This is a genomic window from Streptomyces nanshensis (assembly GCF_001751255.1).
In the GTDB taxonomy this organism is placed as follows: Bacteria; Actinomycetota; Actinomycetes; order Streptomycetales; family Streptomycetaceae; genus Streptomyces; species Streptomyces nanshensis_A.
This window is the reverse complement of record NZ_LJGW01000053.1, coordinates 1-19,949: the sequence shown is the minus strand read 5'-3', so window position 1 is coordinate 19,949 and position 19,949 is coordinate 1. Positions and strand designations below refer to the sequence as shown.

Sequence of the window (19,949 nt, the reverse complement as noted above, 5' to 3'; positions counted from 1 at the left end):
GTGCGTGCCAGACCCCGCACCCCAGACGGGACTTTGCGGACACGCCCTAGCCCCGGCGCACCCCCGCAGAGGAAACTCGGGACCCAGCCGAGAGAAGAGGTGCGGGTGCGATGAGTGAGGCGTCCGGGAAGTCCGGGACCGAAGCGGGCGGTACGGGAGCCGAGGGGGAGGCGCCGGCGCCGCCGGGGCCCGGCTTCGGCAACTACCAGAACGACATCTATCTCAACGGTCTCGACGGCACGCTGCCGCCCTTCACCACCGACCTCACCCTGCTCGGCGCCTCCGCGCGCGAGCACATGGACCCCGGCGCCTTCGGCTATCTCGCGGGCGCGGCGGGCTCCGGCGCCACGCACCGCGCGAACCGTGAGGCCTTCGAGCGGCACCGGCTCGTACCGCGCATGCTGCGCGGACCGTCCGGACGCGATCTGAGTACGACGGTGCTGGGTACGCGCATGCCCGCGCCGGTGCTGCTGGCCCCCGTCGGCGTGCAGTCGATCATCCACCCCGACGGCGAACTGGCCACGGCACGCGCCGCCGCCGCGACCGGGCTGCCGATGGTGCTCTCGACGGCCTCCTCGCACACGATCGAGCAGGTCGCCGAGGCGCACGGCGAGGACAACCCCCGCTGGTTCCAGCTTTATTGGCCCAACGACGACGACGTGTGCGTCAGCATCCTGGACCGTGCCCGCAAGGCGGGGTTCACGACGCTCGTCGTCACGCTCGACACCTGGACGCTGGCCTGGCGCCCGCAGGACCTCGACCAGTCGTATCTGCCCTTCATCCGCGGCGTCGGCACCGCGATCCCCTTCTCCGACCCGGCCTTCCGCGCCGGCCTGGAGAAGCCGCCGGAGGAGGAATTGATAGCGGCGGTGCTGCGCTGGGTGCCGATGTTCACCGGCACCGACCGCTCCTGGGACCAACTGCCGTTCCTGCGCGAGCACTGGGACGGACCGATCGTGCTGAAGGGCGTGCTGCACCCCGACGACGCCCGCCGGGCGGCCGACGCGGGCATGGACGGCATCGTCGTCTCCAACCACGGCGGCCGGCAGGTCGACGGCGCGATCGCCTCGCTCGACGCGCTGCCGTCGGTGGTCGAGGCCGTCGGCGACCGTCTCGACGTCCTCTTCGACTCGGGGGTACGCACCGGGGCGGACGTCCTCAAGGCGCTGGCGCTGGGCGCCCGCGCGGTGCTCGTCGGCCGTCCGTACGCCTACGGCCTGGCGCACGGCGGCGAGGAGGGCGTCATCCACGTACTGCGCAGCCTGCTCGCCGACCTGGATCTCACGCTGGGCCTCTCGGGCCACCGCACCCCGGCCGATCTGTCGCCGGACTCGCTGCAGAGCGGGGTGTGATCCCCGGCTATCATGGCCGGTACGGCGGACGAGCCGGCCGGGCGGCCGCGTCGGGGCCCGCGCTATCGGCGACGGGCTTCGCCGAGGAACGTCCGGACTCCACAGGGCAGGATGGTGGGTAACGCCCACCCGGGGTGACCCGCGGGACAGTGCCACAGAAAGCAGACCGCCGGGCGCACGGCCGCAGGGCCGCGCGACCCGGTAAGGGTGAAACGGTGGTGTAAGAGACCACCAGCGCCCAGGGCGACCTGGGCGGCTTGGTAAACCCCATCCGGAGCAAGGTCAAGAGGGGCCGTCGGCTGACGGCTCTGCGCGGACGACCGAGGGCTGCCCGCCCGAGTCCGCGGGTGGACCGCACGAGGCCGGCGGCAACGCCGGTCCCAGATGGATGGCCGCCTCCCCCGGCGCCGCAAGGCACCGGGGAGACAGGATCCGGCGTACAGGCCGACTCGTCCGCCGCCTCTCTCCCGTACCAGGTCAGAGGCGGTGCACTCGCTTGCTTGCGTCCATGGGGTCGCATCGAGGTCACATCGGGGTCGAATCCGGTGAGCGGACCGTTCCACGGGTCCGGCCACCTCACGCCACGGCGGTTGGCCTCACGTGCGTCGTGGAATCCGGCACATCACGTGCCACAAACCAGGTCAAGCAACCTGCTCCAGGAGTACCTCTGCGGAGGCGCCCTCAGCCTGCCCCGCTCCTGTGAACATGTCGCCGAACGCGGTCACCGTGACCCCGTCCACAGCGAGCGCGGGACGCGCGTAGGTGCCCCACGTCTCGGAGAACTCCGCATGGCGGCTCAGTGCCTGAACGGTCTTGGGGCCGTGCTGTCCGGAGGGAACGGTGTTCTCGCGACTGCGACTTGCGAGTAACCCCGGTGAATTCACCGGCCGGCTCCAGCCGTTCGGTGCTTTCCCCGTCGGCGATTCCCGCGAACATGCCGGCGACCCACCGCACACGGCAATTGGCGAACTCTAGGGATTCTATTAGTCCCTTACGGCCGCGCCCGGTGCGGGTAACGCCCGGCAATTCGGCTCTGCTAGCTTCCCCGTTCGGGAGCGGCCTGCCTGTTACGCGCTCGGACGACGGCGCTCATCAGGCAGTTCAGCGTGACGGCGGCCGAACGGCCTGCCCGGAACCGCGACTTCACCGACTCTTCACCTCCGGAGCATTGGGTTCTTTGTGCAAACCTCTTCTTTATTCCCCCTGACCGCCTATCAGCTTGACATCTGGGGCGTCGCGGGCCGCCGCGAGGAATCCCCCCAGTTCAACTGCGTACTTCATGAGCGCATGGACGGAAAGGTGGTTCTGGAGACCCTCGCACAAGCCGTACGGAATTCCCTGGGAAGCCACGACGCGCTGAGGCTCCGGTTCGACGAGCGGGACGGCGTTCCCTACCAGTGGATATCCGGTGAACTTCCCGGAGTACGGGTTCTCGACCTCTCCTCACGCCCCGACCCCGCCGTCGCGTGTGCCGAGTGGATGGAGGAGTCCCTGCGCACGCCCGTCCCGCTGCGCCGCGGTCCCATGACCGAGGCCACGATCCTGGTGGAGAGCGACCAGGTCGTGCACTTCCACCTCAGGGCGCACCACCTCGTCACCGACGGCTGGACCTACTACCTGCTGGGCGTGGAGATCCGCGAGGAGTACGCGGCTCTGCTGGAGGGCGCCGCCTCCCGCGTACGGCCCTCGTCCTACCGCGAGTTCGCCGAGGAGGAGGGCCGCTACCGGGACTCCGAGCAGTGCGCCCGCGACCGCGCGTTCCACCGGTCGGCCCTCGACGGGGTGTCGCCTGCCCTGTTCACACGGAAGGAGACGCCCACGGCGCCGCCCGTGGTCAGGACCTCCTGCGCCGTTCCCGGCGACGTCGTCGCCCGCCTGCTGGCCGAGGGCGTCTCGCCCTTCGCGTACGTCGCCGCGCTGTTGGGCACCTACCTCTCGCGCGTCCACGACAGCGACGAAGTGGTCCTGGGCATACCGTTCATGAACCGGGAGGGCGCCGAACAGAAGGCCGTCGTCGGGGACTTCGCGAACACACTGCCGGTGCGCGTGCGTCCCGGTGACCACGGGACGCTGCGGGAGGTCGCGGCGGACGTACGGGCCAAGGTGTCCGCCCTGCGTGAGCACGGACGGCTGGCCCTGGGCGAGGTGCTCCGCGAGGTGCCGCAACTGCCGCCGGACGAGCGGCAGTTGTTCGACATCACGCTCTCCTACCTGCGCCATCCCTCGCCCGAGTCGACCGGGGAGGTGGTGCGCACGGTCGACTACATGGCCCCGCACCACGACCAGGACGCCGTGAACATCGTGATGCTGGCCTCCGGCGACTCGGACGACATCAGCCTCAACCTGGAGTGCGCCGGCGACGTGTTCGACGCCGACCGTCCCGCCGGGTCGTTCGCACGCCACCTGGGCACTCTCCTGCGCAGCGGCGCCGGTCTCCTGGACTCTCCCGTGCGGGACGTGCCGATGCTGGACGAGGACGAGTACGGCGAACTCGTCGCGGGACGCGGTCACGGACCGGTGGTGGACTTTCCGCGGGACGCGACACTGGCCTCGCTCTTCCAGGAGCAGGCCGCTCGCAGCCCCGAACGTACCGCCGTCGTCGCCGCCGACGGCGCGGGCAGCCTGACCTACGCCGAACTCGACGCCCGCTCCAACCAGGTCGCCCGCGCCCTCCAGTCGGAGGGTGCCGGCCGCGGCGACCGCGTCGCCGTCCTGATGGAATGCGGCCCGGACCTGATCGTGGCGCTGTTCGGCGTGCTCAAGGCCGGAGCGGCCTACGTACCGGTGGACCCCGAACATCCGCCCGCCCGGGCCCGGTTGCTGCTGCGCGACTCCGGCGCCGGTGTCGTCCTCGTCGAAGACAAGGAAGCGGCAGTGGAGTTGTTCGCCGACGCGGACGAGGAACCGGTCGCGTCCTCGCCGGGAGGCGGCGCCGACGGTGAACTGCCCGCGGCGCTCGTACTGGCGGACCTCGCGAACGGTCCGGAGGGTCCGGTCGCCTCCGGTCCCACTGCCGACGACCTCGCCTACGTCATCTACACCTCCGGATCGACCGGCACCCCCAAGGGCGTGATGGTGCGCCACCGTTCGGTCGTCAACCGGCTGGCCTGGATGCAGCGGCGCTACCCGCTCACCCAGGACGACTCGGTGCTTCAGAAGACCCCGTTCTCCTTCGACGTCTCGGTGTGGGAGCTGTTCTGGTGGGCGATCGAGGGCGCCCGCTGCGTACTGCTGCCCGCCGGTGGCCAGCGTGACCCGCGGGTGATCGCGAGGACGGTGCGGGAGCACGCCGTGACGGTGGCGCACTTCGTGCCGTCGATGCTGGGCCCGTTCCTCGACGTGCTCTCCTCCCCCGGCGAGGACGCCCCGCTCCCGCTACGGCACGTCTTCGCCAGCGGTGAGGCACTGCCCGCGCCGCGCGTCGAACAGTTCAACCGGGTCCTGCGGGCGAACGGCCGATCCGCTGCGCGGCTGGTGAACCTGTACGGGCCCACCGAGGCCACCGTGGACGTCTCCTTCTACGACTGCCCCGACGACCCGTCGCTGCCTGTCGTGCGGGTGCCGATCGGACGGCCGATCGACAACACGCAGCTATACGTGCTGCGTTCCGACGGCAGTCCCCAACCCGTGGGCGTGCCCGGCGAGTTGTGGATCGGCGGTGCGGGCGTCGCCGAGGGCTATCTGAACCGGCCGGATCTCACCGCCGCCGCGTTCACCGACGACCCGTTCACGCCGGGCGGGCGGCTGTACCGCACCGGTGATCGCGCCCGGTGGCTGGCCGACGGGACGCTCGAATACCTGGGCCGCCTGGACGGGCAGGTGAAGATCCGCGGCAACCGCGTGGAGCCGCAGGAGGCGGCCGCCGCGCTGCTGAAGGTTCCCGGCGTCCGCGACGCCGTCGTCGTGGACCGTACGAGCGCGGCCCGCGGCACCCATCTCGTCGGCTACTACGTGGCCGACGAGGACCTCGACCCGGCAGCGCTGCGGGACGAACTCGCCGCGCACCTGCCGCAGTTCATGGTGCCTGCCCTCTTCGTACGCATCGACCGGGTCCCGCTGACGCCCAACGGCAAGGCCGACCGGCGGGCGCTGCCGTCCCCGCAGGCCGCGCCCCGGGCGGAGGAAGCGGAGCGGGCGTCCCTCTCCGCCGCGCAGGCGGTGCTCACCGAGGTCTGGCAGGAGGTGCTCGGCATGCCCGTCGGTCTCCACGACGACTACTACGCGCTGGGCGGCGACTCCATCCTCATGCTGCGCATCCGCGCGCTCGCCGAACAGCGGGGCCTGCGCTTCTCGTTGACCGATCTGATGCACGCGCCCTCGGTCGCCGCGCTGGCCGCACGGGCCGAGGCCCGTGCAGTGGACGGCCCGGACGGCGACGGCGGCGAGGGCAGCGAGAGCGGCGAAGGCGGCGGGGCAGCCCTCGCGCCCTTCGCCCTGGTCGACGCGGCCGACAGGGAGAAGCTGGCCGGGGCGAGCGACGCCCATCCCCTCAGCGCCCTCCAACTCGGCCTCCTCTACGACAGCCGGGAGCCGGGGTCGAGCACCTACAAGGACGTCTTCCGCTACACCCTGCGCATGCCGTGGGAGGAGGACGCGTTTCGCGAGGCGTTCGGCCGTCTCGTCGAGCGGCACCCCGCCCTGCGCTCCAGTTTCGACCTGGCCTCCTTCTCGGAGCCGCTCCAGATCACCCACCCCGCGGCGCCCGGCGGCCTGGAGAGCGCCGACCTGCGGCAACTCGACGAGGAACGCGCCGAGTTCGAGATCCTGCGGCACGTCGAGGAACGCCGTCACCACGACTACGCGCTCACCCGCGCCCCGCTGTGGCTCCTGCGCGCACACGTACGCAGGAAGCACGTCGACCTCGTTCTCAGCTTCCACCACGCGCTGCTGGACGGGGCCAGCGTGGCCAACGTCCTCTCCGAACTGCTCCAGGACTACGCCCACACGCTGGGCCTGGGCCCCGGACCCGTGCCGGAGAGCGCGCTGCCCTCACCGGCACACCACGCCCGTGACGAGCGGCTGGCGCTCGACTCCCCGGAGCACGGCGCCTACTGGGCGGAGACGCTTGAGGGAGCCGCACCGCTCCGGCTTGAGTCCTTCCGCCCGCACGAGCCCGCCGGTGGCACGGGGACCGGCACTGGCACGGGCACGAGTACGGGCACAGGCGCGAGTACGGGCGCGGGCACCGCTGCTGCGACGCGGTCCGGGATGGGAGTTCTCCTGCGCCGCGTCGAACTGCCGGAGGAGACCGGCCGGTTGCTGAGGCGGCTGGCGGCAGAGCGGGAACTTCCGGTGAAGTCTGTGCTGTTCGCCGCACACTGCCTGACGCTGGGCCTGTTCGGCGGCGAGGACGTCACCACCGGCCCGGGGGACGTCACCACCGGCCTGATCGTGCACAACAGGCCCCAGCTCGCACACGCCGAACGCATCGCCGGGCTGTTCCTGAACACCGTGCCGGTACGCGTGGACGTCTCCGGGCCGACCTGGTTCGACGTGGCGCGCGAGGCGTTCGGGCAGGAGCGAAGCGGCCATCCGCACCAGCGGCGTCCGCTGAGCGCGATACGCGGGGACGCGGGCCGTGCCGCGGCCGTCGGCACGGTCTTCAACTACGTCCACTTCCGGCAGCTCGGCGACGTACTGCGGTTGCCCGGGGTGGAGTTGACCGCCTTCCGCACCTGGGAGGAGACCGGATTCGCGCTCCTCGTGAACGCCGTCACCGACCCGGTGGACGAGCGCGTGTGGCTCCGCATCGACTGCGACAGCGGGCAGTTCACCGACGCACAGGCCGACCTTCTGGCCGCGACCTACAGCCGCGTCCTGCACAGGATGCTGGAACAGCCGGACGCGGAGGTCGACTTCGCGTTCCTCGCCGGCGCGGCGAAGGGCCCGTCACGAGCCATACCGTCGGCGCAGAGCGCACGTACGGACGCCGAGGACGTCGTGTCGCTGTTCGCACGGCAGGCCGAGCGGACGCCGGAGCGCACCGCCGTGGTGCTCGACGGCACTCGCTGGACGTACGCGCGGCTGCACGCGGCCGCCGAGTCGGTCGCCGGTCGTCTCCTCGCACTCGGCGCGCGGCCCGGCTCACGGGTGGGCATCGCCATGGGCCGCACGCCCGGGACCGTCGCATGTGTTCTCGGGGTGCTGCGCGCCGGTGCCGCCGTCGTGCCCCTCGATCCGAGCTATCCCGAGCGGCGGCTGGCGGACATGGCCGAGCAGGCGGAGCTGTTCCGTGTCGTCACCGACGACGGGAACCCGGCCGCGTTCGCCGGCCCCGCGCTGGTTCTGCGGGCGGAGGAGCTTCTCGCGCCGGATGCCGCGACGGCCGGGGCGTGCGCCGCCTCCCGGACGGCGCGGCAGCCCCTGGACCCCGGGTCCGTCGCGTACGTCCTGTTCACCTCCGGCTCCACCGGGCGCCCCAAGGGTGTGGCGATGCCCCACAGGGCGCTGGCCAACCTCGTGAACTGGCAGATCTCCGAGCCCAGCGGCGCGGCCGGAGACGTCACGCTTCAGTACGCGCCGCTGAGCTTCGACGTCTCCTTCCAGGAGATCTTCTCCACTCTGTGCTCGGGCGGCACGCTGCGGCTCGTGGCGGAGGAGACACGACGCGACATGCCCGCGCTGCTGCGCCTGCTGGACGAGGGCGGCGTGCGGCGGGTGTTCCTGCCGTACGTCGCCCTGCAACAGCTTGCCGAGGCGTCGGCCGCGCTCGGCCTCGTGCCCGGCGCGCTGAGGATCCTGGTCTCCTCCGGCGAACAGTTGCGCGTCACCGAGGAGATACGGCGGCTGTGCGCGGCGCTGCCCGGCAGCATCCTGGAGAACCAGTACGGCCCGACGGAGACCCACGTCGCGACGCGGTACTCCATGAGCGGCGACCCGGCGGCCTTCCCCTCCCTCCCGCCGATCGGCACCCCCATCGGCAACGCCACGGCCCTGGTGCTGGACCACCGCATGCGCCCCGCACCGGCGGGGGCCCGCGGGGAGCTGTACCTGGGCGGCGCGTGTCTCGCCGAGGGGTACGTGGGGCGGCCAGACCTGACCGGCGAACGGTTCGTCGAGACCGCCGAGCACGTCGAGCCCGTGGACGGGGAGGCCATGGACGGCGAGACCGCGGGCGGCGAGACCGTGAGCGGCGGGAGGCTGTACCGCACCGGCGACACCGGGTTCGTCCTGCCCGACGGCAACATCGTGTGCACGGGCCGGGCGGACCGGCAGGCCAAGATCCGCGGCCACCGCGTGGAGCCCGCCGAGGTCGAACTGGCGCTCACGGCCTTCGCGGAGGGGCACGAAGGGCTCGGCGAGGCAGCGGTCGTCGCGCGCGAGGACGGAAGCGGGGGCACGGTGCTCGCCGCGTTCGTCACCGGCGACGCGGAGGCCGTCACCGGCGATGCCGAGGCGGTCGGCCCGGCGGCCGTGCGGCGGCATCTGCGCTCGGTGCTGCCCGAGTACATGGTGCCGTCGTACGTGCAGTGGGTGGACGCCATGCCGCTGACCCCCAGCGGCAAACGGGACGACGCGGCACTGTGCCGACTCCCGCTCACCGCGGGGCCGACGCGGCGCGACGCCACCGAGCCGCGCGACGAGTACGAGGCGGCACTCGCGGAGATGCTCGCGGATCTGCTGCGGCAGCCCGGCATAGGCGTGCACGACGACCTCTTCGACGACCTCGGCTGCACGTCGCTGACCGTCATGCGGCTCGTCGTGGCCGTCGAGCAGCGCTACGGCGTCGTCATCCCGCTGGCCACGTTCGTGGCGACCCCGACCGTCGCCCAACTCGCCCCGCACCTGCACGCGTTCGGAATGCCGGAGGGCACGAGCGGCACAAGCGGCACGGAGGGCGGCGGGAGCAGCGGGAAGGGCCGAAGGGCGGGAAGCGCCGGAAGCGCCTCCGGCTTCGATCCGCTCGTGCCGATCCGCCGCGACGGGACGAAGCCACCGCTGTTCATGGTGCATCCCATGGGCGGCAACGTCCTGTGCTACCTGCCCCTCGCCCGCCACCTGCCCGCCGATCAGCCTTTCTACGCGCTTCAGGCGGCCGGAGCCGAACCAGGCACGGCACCGCTGACCACGATGGAGGAGATCGCGGAGAGCTACGTGGCCGCGCTGCGCCGAGTGCAGCCCACCGGGCCCTACACGATCGGCGGTTGGTCCTTCGGCGGCTTCGCCGCCTTCGAGATGGCCCGTCAACTGCGCGCCTGCGGGGAGGAGGTCGCCCGGCTCGTCCTGCTCGACACCACCACTATCGGCACGGACAGCCGACGCAGCTTCACCGACGACGCGCTACTGGGCTGGTTCTTCTGGGAGTTGCTGTGGATCAGGGGCGGCGATGGCTCGCCTCTGGCGGAACTCCCGTCCGCACCGGAGACGCTGGAGGAGAAGTTCGACCACATCGCCCGTCACGCCACGCGGCTCGGGGCGCTTCCGGAGGGCAGCTCGGGCCTCGTCGTCCGCCGCCTCTTCGACGTCTACAAGGCCAACTGGTACGCCACGCTGAGCTATTCGCCCGGCAGCGCCGACCAGGACGTGACGCTGCTGCGCGCCCAGGAGCCGCTGCCCGAGGTCCTCGCCTCGATGCACGGCGCGGCGGGCAGCCGCCACGCCGAACACGCCAACGGCTGGGACCGCACGACGGGCGGGCGCGTGGAGGTCGTGCCGGTGCCCGGCGACCATCTGACGCTCATGCGGGAGCCGCACGTCGCGCACACAGCGGCCGCCGTGACCGCGCTCCTGCCGCACACCACCACCCCGAGGCGGGCCACCGAGGCCGTCGCCCCGCACGTCACCACCCGGAGGAACTGACGTCATGACACCCCCTTCCGAGACCCCCGGACGTAACACAGGCCGTGGCACAGGACGTGGCACGGGCCGTAAGAACGGCGGCGGCAAAGGCCGCGACACGGGCCGTGACACCGGCGGCGACACCGGCTCACGCCCCAAGGCCCTCATCGTGGGCGCCGGCATCGGCGGACTGACTCTCGCCGTGGCCCTGCGCAAGGTCGGCGTCGACGCCGAGATCTACGAGCGGGCGAGCGAACTGCGCGCCGCGGGCTCGGGGTTGTCGGTCATGACCAACGCCCTCACCGCGCTGGACAGCCTCGGCATCGACCTCGGCCTGGACAAGCGCGGCCAAGCCGTCACCTCCTTCACCATGAAGACCGCACGCGGCCGCCTCATCAAAGAGGAGCCGCTGGTGAAGGTGGCGGACGAGATCGGAGTGCCGTGCGTGTGCCTGAGCCGTACGGACTTGCAGCACGCCCTGCTGGACGCGCTGGGCGACACCCCGATCACCCTCGGCGCGACGGCCACAGGCGTCGAGACGGACGACTCCGGCGCCGTCGTCCACTTCGCGGACGGCACCTCGGCGCGAGGGGACGTCGTGGTCGGCGCGGACGGCTTCAACTCCGTCGTACGCCGTCAGTTCACCGGCCCCGACGAACCGGCCGAGGACAGCGGATACATCTCCTGGCTGGGCATCGTCCCCTTCACCCACCGCCGTCTGCCCCCCGGCGCCGTCGCGCACTACTGGGGCAAGGGAAGCGGCTTCGGCCTGATCGACATCGGCCACGGCCGGTTCTACTGGTGGGGCACCAAGAACATGCCCGAGCAGCGCTCCCACAACTGGCCGGGCGGCAAGGACGAGGTGCTGCGCGCCTATTCGGGCTGGGCGGAAGAGGTGCGCGAAGTCATCCAGGCGACACCGGAGGAGGACATCATCGGCGTCCCCTCGCGGGACAGGGCCTTCCTGGAGAGCTGGGGCGAGGGCCCGGTCACGCTGCTCGGCGACGCCGCCCATCCGATGCTCACCTGTATCGGGCAGGGAGCCGCCATGGCCATGGAGGACGCGGTGGTCCTCGCCCGAACCCTGCGCGGCGCCACGGACCTCAGCGGCGCTTTGCGCACGTACGAGGACCTGCGCAGGGAGCGGACCCGCATGATGGTGGTGGCCTCGCGGGAGGTGAGCGACCGGTGGCACATGGAGAGCCGGATCGGGCGGCTGCGCCGCAACACCGCGCTGCGACTGGCACGGCACGCCGATCTGATGGCCGTGCAGAGGGCGGCCCTGGTCTTCCCGGACCCGGACGCCGCCTGAGGACGGGCGGGCGTTAGCGCACCCCGACTCGATGAGCCGCCACGGTGGTTGTGGGGCGGCGGTCCCGCGTCGGGGTGCGCTTCGGCGACTTCGGCCGCCTCACCGGCCGAACCCGGAATACGCCGGGCCGCAGCCGGCTCCACCCGACCGGCAGTGTCCCGCCGAGGGGCAACAAGCAGAGCACGGCGCCCTGTTGAAGAGTGTGTCGTCGGACCTGTGCATGGCGGCTCAGTGCCTGAACGGTCTTGGGGTCGTGCCGTCCGTGCCCACATGACATCCGTACGGGACACGCGCAAGGCATCGGCCGAGAACGGCAAGGGACGCAAGGGACGGCGTCGCACCCGCCTCGCCAAGGCCGTTCGTGCCCGACTGCGTACGGCCATCCGCAGACTGCGGTCCCCGCGAGGGACCGGAAGACGACAGGGAGACTGATCAACACCGCCGCATCCAACGGTCGTTGCCGGTCCGCAGGACCCCGCGGACCTGCCCGCAGCCGCCGCCGGCGATCTCGACCGCTCACACGCGGCGCGAGGGATGACGATGACTCAACTCGCCGCTCTGGCCGGGGTGATGGTCGCCAATCTCTCGATCCTCCCCGCCCCGCAAGGTGACACAACGCACGGAACGGCCTGCCTGTGCCCGCGCAGTGTGTCCTCCGTCTTCACCGGTCGGCATTAAATTGTTGCGCAACTGGGTAACTGATAGGAGCCTTCCGGCGCCGGCACGCGAGGAAGTGCACGACGTCTCGAACGCCGTCGCACCACCGGCGTGGAGGGATGAGCTCTCGCGCTGCCGCAAGGGCGAGTTGACAGCACGGGAGTCCAAAGAAGGGGGCTGCATGACTTGGCTCGACCACATGACGGCGGAAGACCGAAGCGATTTCGAGCGCGTACTTGACCGTGCGTTGAACTCCCCGAAGGGTCAAGCGGCTCTGCGTGGTGCCGGAGGACCGGACATTGCCACTCGGCTGCGCCATCGGCTGCTGGAGGACCGGGACTCGATCCTGCCTGCTGCGCGGCAGGAGTACCACCACTACAGACGCCTGCGGGCGAGGACCGCTTCTCGCGTTGTGCCGAGCGGCAGGATCAGCAAGGGAATCGAGGGCGACCACAGCCCGAGTCGAGGACTGCTCGGCGCAGTGGGGTTCTTGGTTCCGGCTCTGTCCGCCGTGGCAGCGGTGGTGTTCCTCGTATTCGGCCACGGCTTGCGCTTCATCGACGGCCGCTCCAGCGTGGCGAATGCGTTGGTGAACGTCGGCTGGGGTGCCGCAGCCGTCGCGGCGTTGGCGACATTGACGGGCCTGGCGGGGTTGCTGGCTTCCGCCAGACGCAACCGTTCCGTCGGCGACACCCCTCACACCGACGATCGGTCCGCCGCTGTGTCCACGGCCCAGCGGGCATGGCATCAAGCGCTCCTGGAAAAAGGGATATTGCCATCCCTGCATGCCGGTCTGCGCGACATGGAGTGCCGCGATGCGGCCTCGCCGGTTGCTCCCGACGCCTCCCCGGGGCGTGCGGAAGCTGACGGGCACGCCAAAGAGCAGAACGCGCACACAGCAGAATCAGATCCAGGCTTCTCGTCACCTGACTTCAGCAGTCCTGACTTCGGCAGCCCTGCGTCCCGTCCGTCCCGGGAGCGCTGACGCTGCGTGGTTCGCCAGTGCTCCAAGACACGATCACGTCGTGTCCGGGTCGAACAGCGAAACCGCTGGACGCTCGGGGCCGACGCCTCGTCGCCGCCCCGATCGATCCAGCGGGCCCGCTGGTTCACCCGTTCCGCGCCCGCTCCCACGCTCAGCCTCACCGTCGCACCTCGCCAGGGCGGGGGCCCTGAACGTCCGGCCGCCTGGTACGACGCCAAAGGCCGCCTGCTCGGCACCGGCGCCTTCCGGTACACGGACGAGCACGCCGGGCACGCCGGGCACGGCGAGGAAGACCATGACCGTTGACGACTTCCGGCACCAGGCCCTCCTATTGACATCTTGCTCTCCGGCGACAAGCTCACTTGTGTTCCCGCAGCGGTCTTGTCCACCCCGTCCTGGTCCATGGAGAACAAGAGCTCTGGGAGTCGCACGGCGGGTGGGAGGAGGACCTAGAATCGGTTGGCCACGTGGGCCGTTTGGCAGGTGAGAGGTGGCGTAGTGGAAGAGGTGCGTGACCTCGTCGAAGAGGACCCGCCCGCCGAGGTGCTGGCGGAGGCGGCCGCCGCGTTCGGGCTGCTGGCGTCGGCCTCGCGGCTGCACATCATGTGGGCGCTTGCGCAAGGGGAGAGCGATGTGACCCGGCTCGCGGAGCGGGTGGGCGGCGCACTGCCCGCGGTCAGTCAGCATCTGACCAAGTTGAAGCTGGCGGGTCTGGTACGCGCACGGCGCGAAGGACGGCGGCAGATGTATGTCGTCGACGACCCACAGGTGGTGGCCGTGGTGCGGCTGATACTCAACCAGATGACGGAGCGTGCGGGTCGCGGTCACGCCGCCCCTGAAGCACGCCGTGTGCCCAGGACCGGCGCCTGAGCGCCCCATGGTCGTTGGGCAAGGGCCGCGGGGAACAACGGCATCTGCATCTACCACGGAGGCGGAGCCCGGCAGCCGGCTGACCGCCGTCTCCGGGGCGGCGGAGCCGACCGCATTGCAGGCGCTGCGGGCGCTGGGCAGCGGGCCGCGCGGGCTGAGCGAGCAGGAAGCGGAGCGACGGCTTACCCGGTACGGGGAGAACGTACCGCCATCGCTGCGGCCCCTCTCCTGGCCGCGGCGATTGGTGCGCGGGCTGAAGGACCCTTTCACCGCGGTGCTGCTCGTTCTCGGCCTCGTCTCGGCGGCGGTCGCTTCGTGGGGCACGGCGGTCGTCATCACCGTTCTGGTGGCGGTCAGTTGCCTGCTGCGGGCCGGCGGTGAGATGCGTGCCGACCGGGCCATGGCCGGCTTGCGGGACCTGGTGGCCACGACGGCGACGGTGCTGCGGCGCCCCGAGGACGAGAGCGGTGCCGGGGGCGCGGCGCCAGTGGCGCGGGAACTGCCGGTGGACCAGTTGGTGCCGGGAGATGTGGTGCAGCTGGGGGCGGGGGATCTGGTGCCCGCCGACGTGCGCGTGATGCGCGGCAGCGGGCTGCGGGTGCGGGAGGCCGCGTTCACCGGGGAGTCCGTCGCGGTCAAGAAGTATCCGGTCGATGCGCCCCATTCGCCGTCACAGCCGGAGGGTGCCGGCGCGTTCGACCGGCCGTATCTGTGCTTCCAGGGCAGCAGCGTGGTGGCGGGCGGCGGCACCGCGGTGGTCGTAGCGACCGGTTCGGACACCCGGCTGGCGGCCGCGCACACCGGCATCTCCGCCCGGGCAGCAGGCTCCTTCGACCGATTGGTGCACGGGGTCTCCTGGATCTTGGTGCGGTTCATGCTGCTCACCCCGCCGCTGGTACTCATGGCCAACGCTGCGCTGCGCGGCCAGGGGCTGGAGACTCTGCCGTTCGCGGTGGCCGTCGCGGTGGCGCTGACACCGGAGATGCTCCCGGTCGTCGTCACCACGTGTCTCGCGCGCGGCGCGTCGCTACTCGCCCGCGATCACCGGGCCATCGTCAGACGGCTGCCCGCACTGCACGACCTGGGGGCCATGGACGTGCTGTGCCTGGACAAGACCGGCACCCTGACCCAGGACCGGCCCCTCGTCGGCGGCAGCGTGGACGGGATGGGCCGTGAGGATCCCGAGGTGCTGCAGTGGGCGGCCGTCAACGCTTGGTGGACCCTGCAACTGGCCGACCTGCCCGTACCGGACCCCCTCGATGAAGCCATCCTGGCGGCGGCCGACGAAGGGGAGCTCGTGACGTGTGAACCGGTCGCAGCTCTCCCCTTCGATCCGGTACGCCGCCTGGCCACCGCTGTCGTGCGCACACCGGGCCGCCTCGGTACGAACACGCTCATCGTCAAGGGTTCCATCGAGGCCGTCCTGGAGCGGTGCGTGCTACCCGACGCGGAGCGGCAACGGCTCAACGCGCGTGCAGCGAGCCATGCCGCCGACGGCCTCCGGCTGCTCGCCGTCGCCACCGTCGAACGCCCCACCGGGCAGCGCAGCTACACGCCTGCTGACGAGCGCGGCCTGACGTTCCGCGGTTTCGTCCTGCTGCGGGACGCGGTCACCGACTCGGCGGCAGCCGCCTTGTGCGACCTCGCGGAGCGCGGTGTGAGCGTGAAAGTCCTCACCGGCGACCACCCGGGGACCGCCGCCCGCGCCTGCCGCGACCTCGGCTTCGAGCCCGGCGAGGTGCTGACAGCCGAGCGTCTCGACGCGCTCTCCGAGGCCGACCTGGCCGCCGCCGTCAGCCGCGCGAGCGTCATCGCCCGGTGCACCCCTGAGCACAAGGCCCGCGTCGTCTCCGCGCTGCGCCGCGCCGGGCATACGACCGGCTTCCTCGGCGACGGTGTCAACGACCTGCCCGCGCTGCGCGCCGCCGACGTCGGCATCGGCCCGCGCGATGCGGTGCCCGTGGCCCGGGAGGGCGCCGATGTCGTACTCGCCGGGCGGGAGAAGGACCTCACGGCCATCGGCCACGCGATCACGACGGGCCGGTACGCAAGCGGCAACATCGCCGCGTACCTGCGCGTCACTCTCTCCTCCAACCTCGGTAACGTCATCGCGATGCTCACCGCGGGCGTCCTGCTGCCCTTTCTGCCCATGCTGCCCACGCAGGTCCTGGTACAGAATCTCTGTTTCGACGCCGCTCAGCTCGCCTTCGCCTACGATCGGCCCCGGCCGACCGTACTGCGGCGCCCCACCACGCTGAACGCCCGTGACCTGCTGACCTTCATCACCCGCTTCGGCGTCCTCAACGCACTGGCCGACCTCGCCACCTTCGGTCTGCTCACACTCGCCGTCTACGGCCCCGGAGGAGACGACGAAGCCGTCTTCCACACCGGATGGTTCACCGAGAACATGCTCACCCAGGCTCTGGTGATGGTCCTGCTGCACACCGGCCGCCGCGCCGCCGAACACCGAGGCCGCAACCGTGCCCTGGGCCCAGTGGGATGGGCTGCGGCCCTGCTCGCCGTCATCGGAGTCCTGCTGCCGCTCTCCCCCTTCGGGCCACCGCTCGGCATGACGTCGCTGCCCCAGGCGTACTACGCCCAGCTCATCGCCGTACTGGCGCTTTACGCCGTCGCCCTCACCGCGCTCGTGCGGCGTGAGGCAGAACATGTCTGAACAGCCGAACCGCCGGTGGCGGTGGACAGCGCCGCTCTTTCGCGTCGCACAAACGGCATGATCCCGAACCAGAAGGGGCCTGGCAGCGTCACAGCCCCGCCTCGGTCCTGTCGGCCGGACCCGGCCGGGGGACGGTTCGGGAACATGCCGCCCGCATGCAGGGCTCAAGGAGGCGACGTGCAGGCGGGCAGCGGGGACGGCCAGACGCCGATGTCAGATGTTGACCCCGAAGTCCTGGGCGATACCGCGCAGTCCGGAGGCATAACCCTGGCCGACGGCCCGGAACTTCCACTCGGCACCGTGCCGGTACAGCTCACCGAAGACCATGGCGGTCTCCCCCGAAGCGTCCTCGGACAGGTCGTAGCGGGCGATCTCCTGGTTGGTCGTCTGGTTCACGACTCGGATGTAGGCATTGCGGACCTGCCCGAAGCTCTGCCCACGCCCCTCGGCGTCGTGGATGGACACGGGGAAGACGACCCTGGCGATCTCGCTCGGCAGACCGACGAGGTTCACCTTGACCACTTCGTCGTCACCCTCACCCTCGCCTGTGAGGTTGTCGCCCGTGTGCTCCACCGAACCGTCGGGACTCTTGAGGTTGTTGTAGAAGACGAAGTGCTGGTCGGAGACGACCTTGCCGCTGTCGCCGCACAGCAGCGCCGAAGCGTCCAGGTCGTAGTCCGCACCGGTCGTGGTGCGCACGTCCCAGCCCAGACCCACCAACACCGCGCTCAACCCCGGCACTTCCTTGCTCAGCGACAGGTTTCCGCCCTTGGCCAGGGAAACTCCCACTGCTGCCTCCACTCCAGGAATGATCTCGACGCTCAGTACGTGGTATTCGTACGTCCCAACGCTGAGCACAACGTCAAGGTTCCCACAGTTGCGCAATACCTGAACCTTGACGAACTGTCCCTCCGGCCCGGGTGATGCCTTTCACCGGCTCCGACGGCACACGCGAGAGGCGTCCGCCTGATGCAGCGAGCCGGCAGAGAAGTTGAGGGGTGATCACCCACCGACGCCGGGGCCCGAGACACCGGAGCACGGGTCGTCGGCGGCGGAGCGGCCCTTGTCCTGGCCCTGGTTCCGGCCGGCTCCCGCATCGGGAGATGTACCGGGCTGGTAGGTCGTTCCCAGCGTGACGCTGAGCCCAGGAGTCTGGGAGGACTTCAGTTCGGCACCGGGGAAGAGTTGGGCGAGGTTCACGGCGTAGGGGCGTTCATCCGGTCCGTACGAGATGCTCGTGGTGGCCTGCTGCTGCGAGGCGGCATTCCCCTGTTCCTCGACTGTGAAGTCGTGCTTCTTCAACTCCTTCGCCGCGGCAGCGGCCAGACCAGGAGTTGACGTCCCGTTGAACACGGAGACGCGAACGCCCTCTCCCGAAACCTTCGCGCTGGACTCATCCGATCCCGGGGAACTCCCCCGGGGCTTGCCGGACCCGCCCTTGTCCTTACCGCTCGCGTCCTTACCGCTCGCGTCCTTACCGCTCGCGTCCTTGCCGTCGACGGTACGGTCGGCCTTCAAATCCGCCCACAGCTTTGCGGCCTGCGGCTCCACCACCGCCACGCGACTGCCCTGGTAGCGCCAGGGGAGGGTGACGAACCTGGTGTTGCCCAGGTCGATCCCCTTGAGGGACATCGTGAAGTCGACCATCTTCTCGGGCGTTCCGAGCCCCTCGTCGACGGTCATGGATTCCGTTGCGGCGTTCGCCAGCGGAAAGAGTTTGGTGGGGCTCATGCCGTGGCCCTTGACTTCCTTGATCAGGGAACCGACGAACGCCTGCTGGCGCTTGACGCGCCCGATGTCGGACCCGTCTCCGAGACCGTGCCGGATGCGCACGTAGTCCAGAGCCTTCTGACCCGCGACCTTCTGCACGCCCTGCTTGAAGATGAGCTTGCCCTGCGTGGGCCGATGGGGGCTGAGGTCCTTCTCATAGAGGTTCTTCGGTACGCATACGGGGACGCCGCCCACGGCGGAGGTGATGCGGGCGAAGCCCTTGAAGTCGACGACGACGGTGTGATCGACCCGAAGCCCCGTCAGCTTCTCCACGGTGTTCTGCGTACAAGCGGGGTTGCCCTTCTGCGTCTGCCCGACCGAGAACGCGGCGTTGAACTGGCCCCGGGACTGCGACTTCGTCCACGAGCCGTCAGGCAACTTGCACGGGGGGATCTCGACGAGGGTGTCACGAGGGAGCGACACCGCGACGGCGTGCTGCCTGTCCCCGTAGACGTGCAGGAGGAAAGCCGTGTCGGAACGGCCCACGTCGCCTTCCCGCCCGCCGCCGTACTCCTTGTTGCCACGGTTACGGGCATCGGAGCCGATGACGAGTACGTTCTGGCCACCGGCTCCCCCCTCCGGCCGCTCACTGCTCACTCCGCCCGAGTCGAAGGTGCTGAGGTTCCCGTTGAGCTGGAGGTAGACCCACCCGGCGCCGGCAGTCAGCAGAACGAGCAAGGACACCACTGCGACCGCGGCTATCTGCCCTCGCCTGCGCTTCCTCTTCCCGCGGCGACCATGAACCCGCTGTTCACGGGTCTGCGACACCCTGCGACTTCCTGCCATTGCGCGCCCTCGTAGTTGCCACTCCGGGAACGCAACGGTCAGCGTCCCCTCGCACCATTAGTTAGTTGCGCAATATAGCAAGTAAAGTCGGCTTGTAGATCGCGATCGGCTACCGGTTCAGGTCGCGTCGTCGTAACCGTCCTGACCGTTCCGTCCCTGCGGGCCGTTTCCGCCGCCGCCGGTGCTGCCGCCGGTTCCGTTGCCGTTCGTTCCGCCGGACTCGCCGTCGGGCAGGGTGCGCTGCGCGGGGACGCCGTCGGCCTCGTCGAGGGAGTCGGGCCCCTCGATCTGCGACGCCTCGTCGTCCTCCAGCCCCGCGTAGGGGTCGCTACGGGTACGGCGCCGGTCGTTGAAGAGACAGATCGCCACCGCGCCGAAGTAGAGCAGAATGATCGGCGCCGCCAAGGCCCCCATCGTGAGGGGATCACCGGTGGGAGTGGCCACCGCGGAGAAGATCGTGATGCACAGCACCATCACCCGCCACCAGCCCAGCAGCCGGCGCCCCGACAGAATGCCCGTGAAGTTCAACATCACCAGCAGCAGCGGCAGTTCGAAAGCGAGCCCGAAAACGATCACGAGCCGGGTGACGATATCGAGGAAATCATCCAGCGGAATCAGGTTCCCCGTGCCGTCCGGAGTGAAGTCCAGCAGCGTCTTGGCCGCCGCGGGCAGCAGCAGATACGCGAGATAGGCCCCGCCGAGGAAGAGAGGAGCGCCGGCACCGACGAAGGCACGCGCGTACTTCTTCTCATGCTTGTGCAGACC

General features: G+C 70.5%; 9 protein-coding genes and 1 other RNA gene. 7 read left to right on the top strand and 3 right to left on the bottom strand.

Features of this window, described 5'->3' with window-relative positions; translation table 11 throughout:
* The first annotated feature begins 110 nt into the window (after positions 1-110).
* The 7 genes from AN218_RS02880 to mgtA all read left to right on the top strand — a co-directional run bounded on the left by AN218_RS02880 (position 111) and on the right by mgtA (position 16,628).
* Positions 111-1,352: a lactate 2-monooxygenase gene (locus tag AN218_RS02880; RefSeq protein ID WP_079131761.1), complete on the top strand. Its 1,242-nt coding sequence runs from the start codon at positions 111-113 to the stop codon at positions 1,350-1,352.
* Between the two features lie 29 nt (positions 1,353-1,381).
* Positions 1,382-1,808, top strand: an RNA gene (gene rnpB / locus AN218_RS02875) — RNase P RNA component class A.
* A 723-nt stretch (positions 1,809-2,531) separates the two neighbouring features.
* A complete protein-coding gene (locus AN218_RS02865) occupies positions 2,532-10,151 on the top strand; it encodes an amino acid adenylation domain-containing protein (RefSeq protein WP_107421336.1) in 7,620 nt (2,539 codons plus the stop codon).
* A gap of 4 nt (positions 10,152-10,155) precedes the next feature.
* On the top strand, positions 10,156-11,442 hold the full coding sequence (locus AN218_RS02860) for an FAD-dependent monooxygenase (RefSeq protein WP_079131760.1): 1,287 nt from the start codon (positions 10,156-10,158) through the stop codon (positions 11,440-11,442).
* 838 nt (positions 11,443-12,280) lie between these two features.
* Positions 12,281-13,084: a hypothetical protein gene (locus tag AN218_RS35930; protein WP_141747412.1), complete on the top strand. Its 804-nt coding sequence runs from the start codon at positions 12,281-12,283 to the stop codon at positions 13,082-13,084.
* Positions 13,085-13,582: 498 nt separating this feature from the next.
* The gene (locus tag AN218_RS02855) at positions 13,583-13,954 is read left to right on the top strand and encodes an ArsR/SmtB family transcription factor (RefSeq protein WP_070014995.1); all 372 of its coding nucleotides are present in this window, start codon (positions 13,583-13,585) and stop codon (positions 13,952-13,954) included.
* A 7-nt stretch (positions 13,955-13,961) separates the two neighbouring features.
* Positions 13,962-16,628: a magnesium-translocating P-type ATPase gene (gene mgtA, locus AN218_RS02850; protein ID WP_070014993.1), complete on the top strand. Its 2,667-nt coding sequence runs from the start codon at positions 13,962-13,964 to the stop codon at positions 16,626-16,628.
* A 213-nt stretch (positions 16,629-16,841) separates the two neighbouring features.
* Here mgtA and AN218_RS02845 read toward each other — a convergent pair whose 3' ends face one another.
* The 3 genes from AN218_RS02845 to tatC all read right to left on the bottom strand — a co-directional run.
* On the bottom strand, positions 16,842-17,417 hold the full coding sequence (locus tag AN218_RS02845; protein ID WP_070014991.1) for a TerD family protein: 576 nt from the start codon (positions 17,415-17,417) through the stop codon (positions 16,842-16,844).
* A gap of 213 nt (positions 17,418-17,630) precedes the next feature.
* Positions 17,631-19,184: an LCP family protein gene (locus AN218_RS02840; protein ID WP_070014990.1), complete on the bottom strand. Its 1,554-nt coding sequence runs from the start codon at positions 19,182-19,184 to the stop codon at positions 17,631-17,633.
* A gap of 117 nt (positions 19,185-19,301) precedes the next feature.
* Positions 19,302-19,949 (bottom strand): twin-arginine translocase subunit TatC (gene tatC, locus AN218_RS02835; protein ID WP_141747411.1); only part of this gene is annotated, 648 nt, incomplete at its 5' end.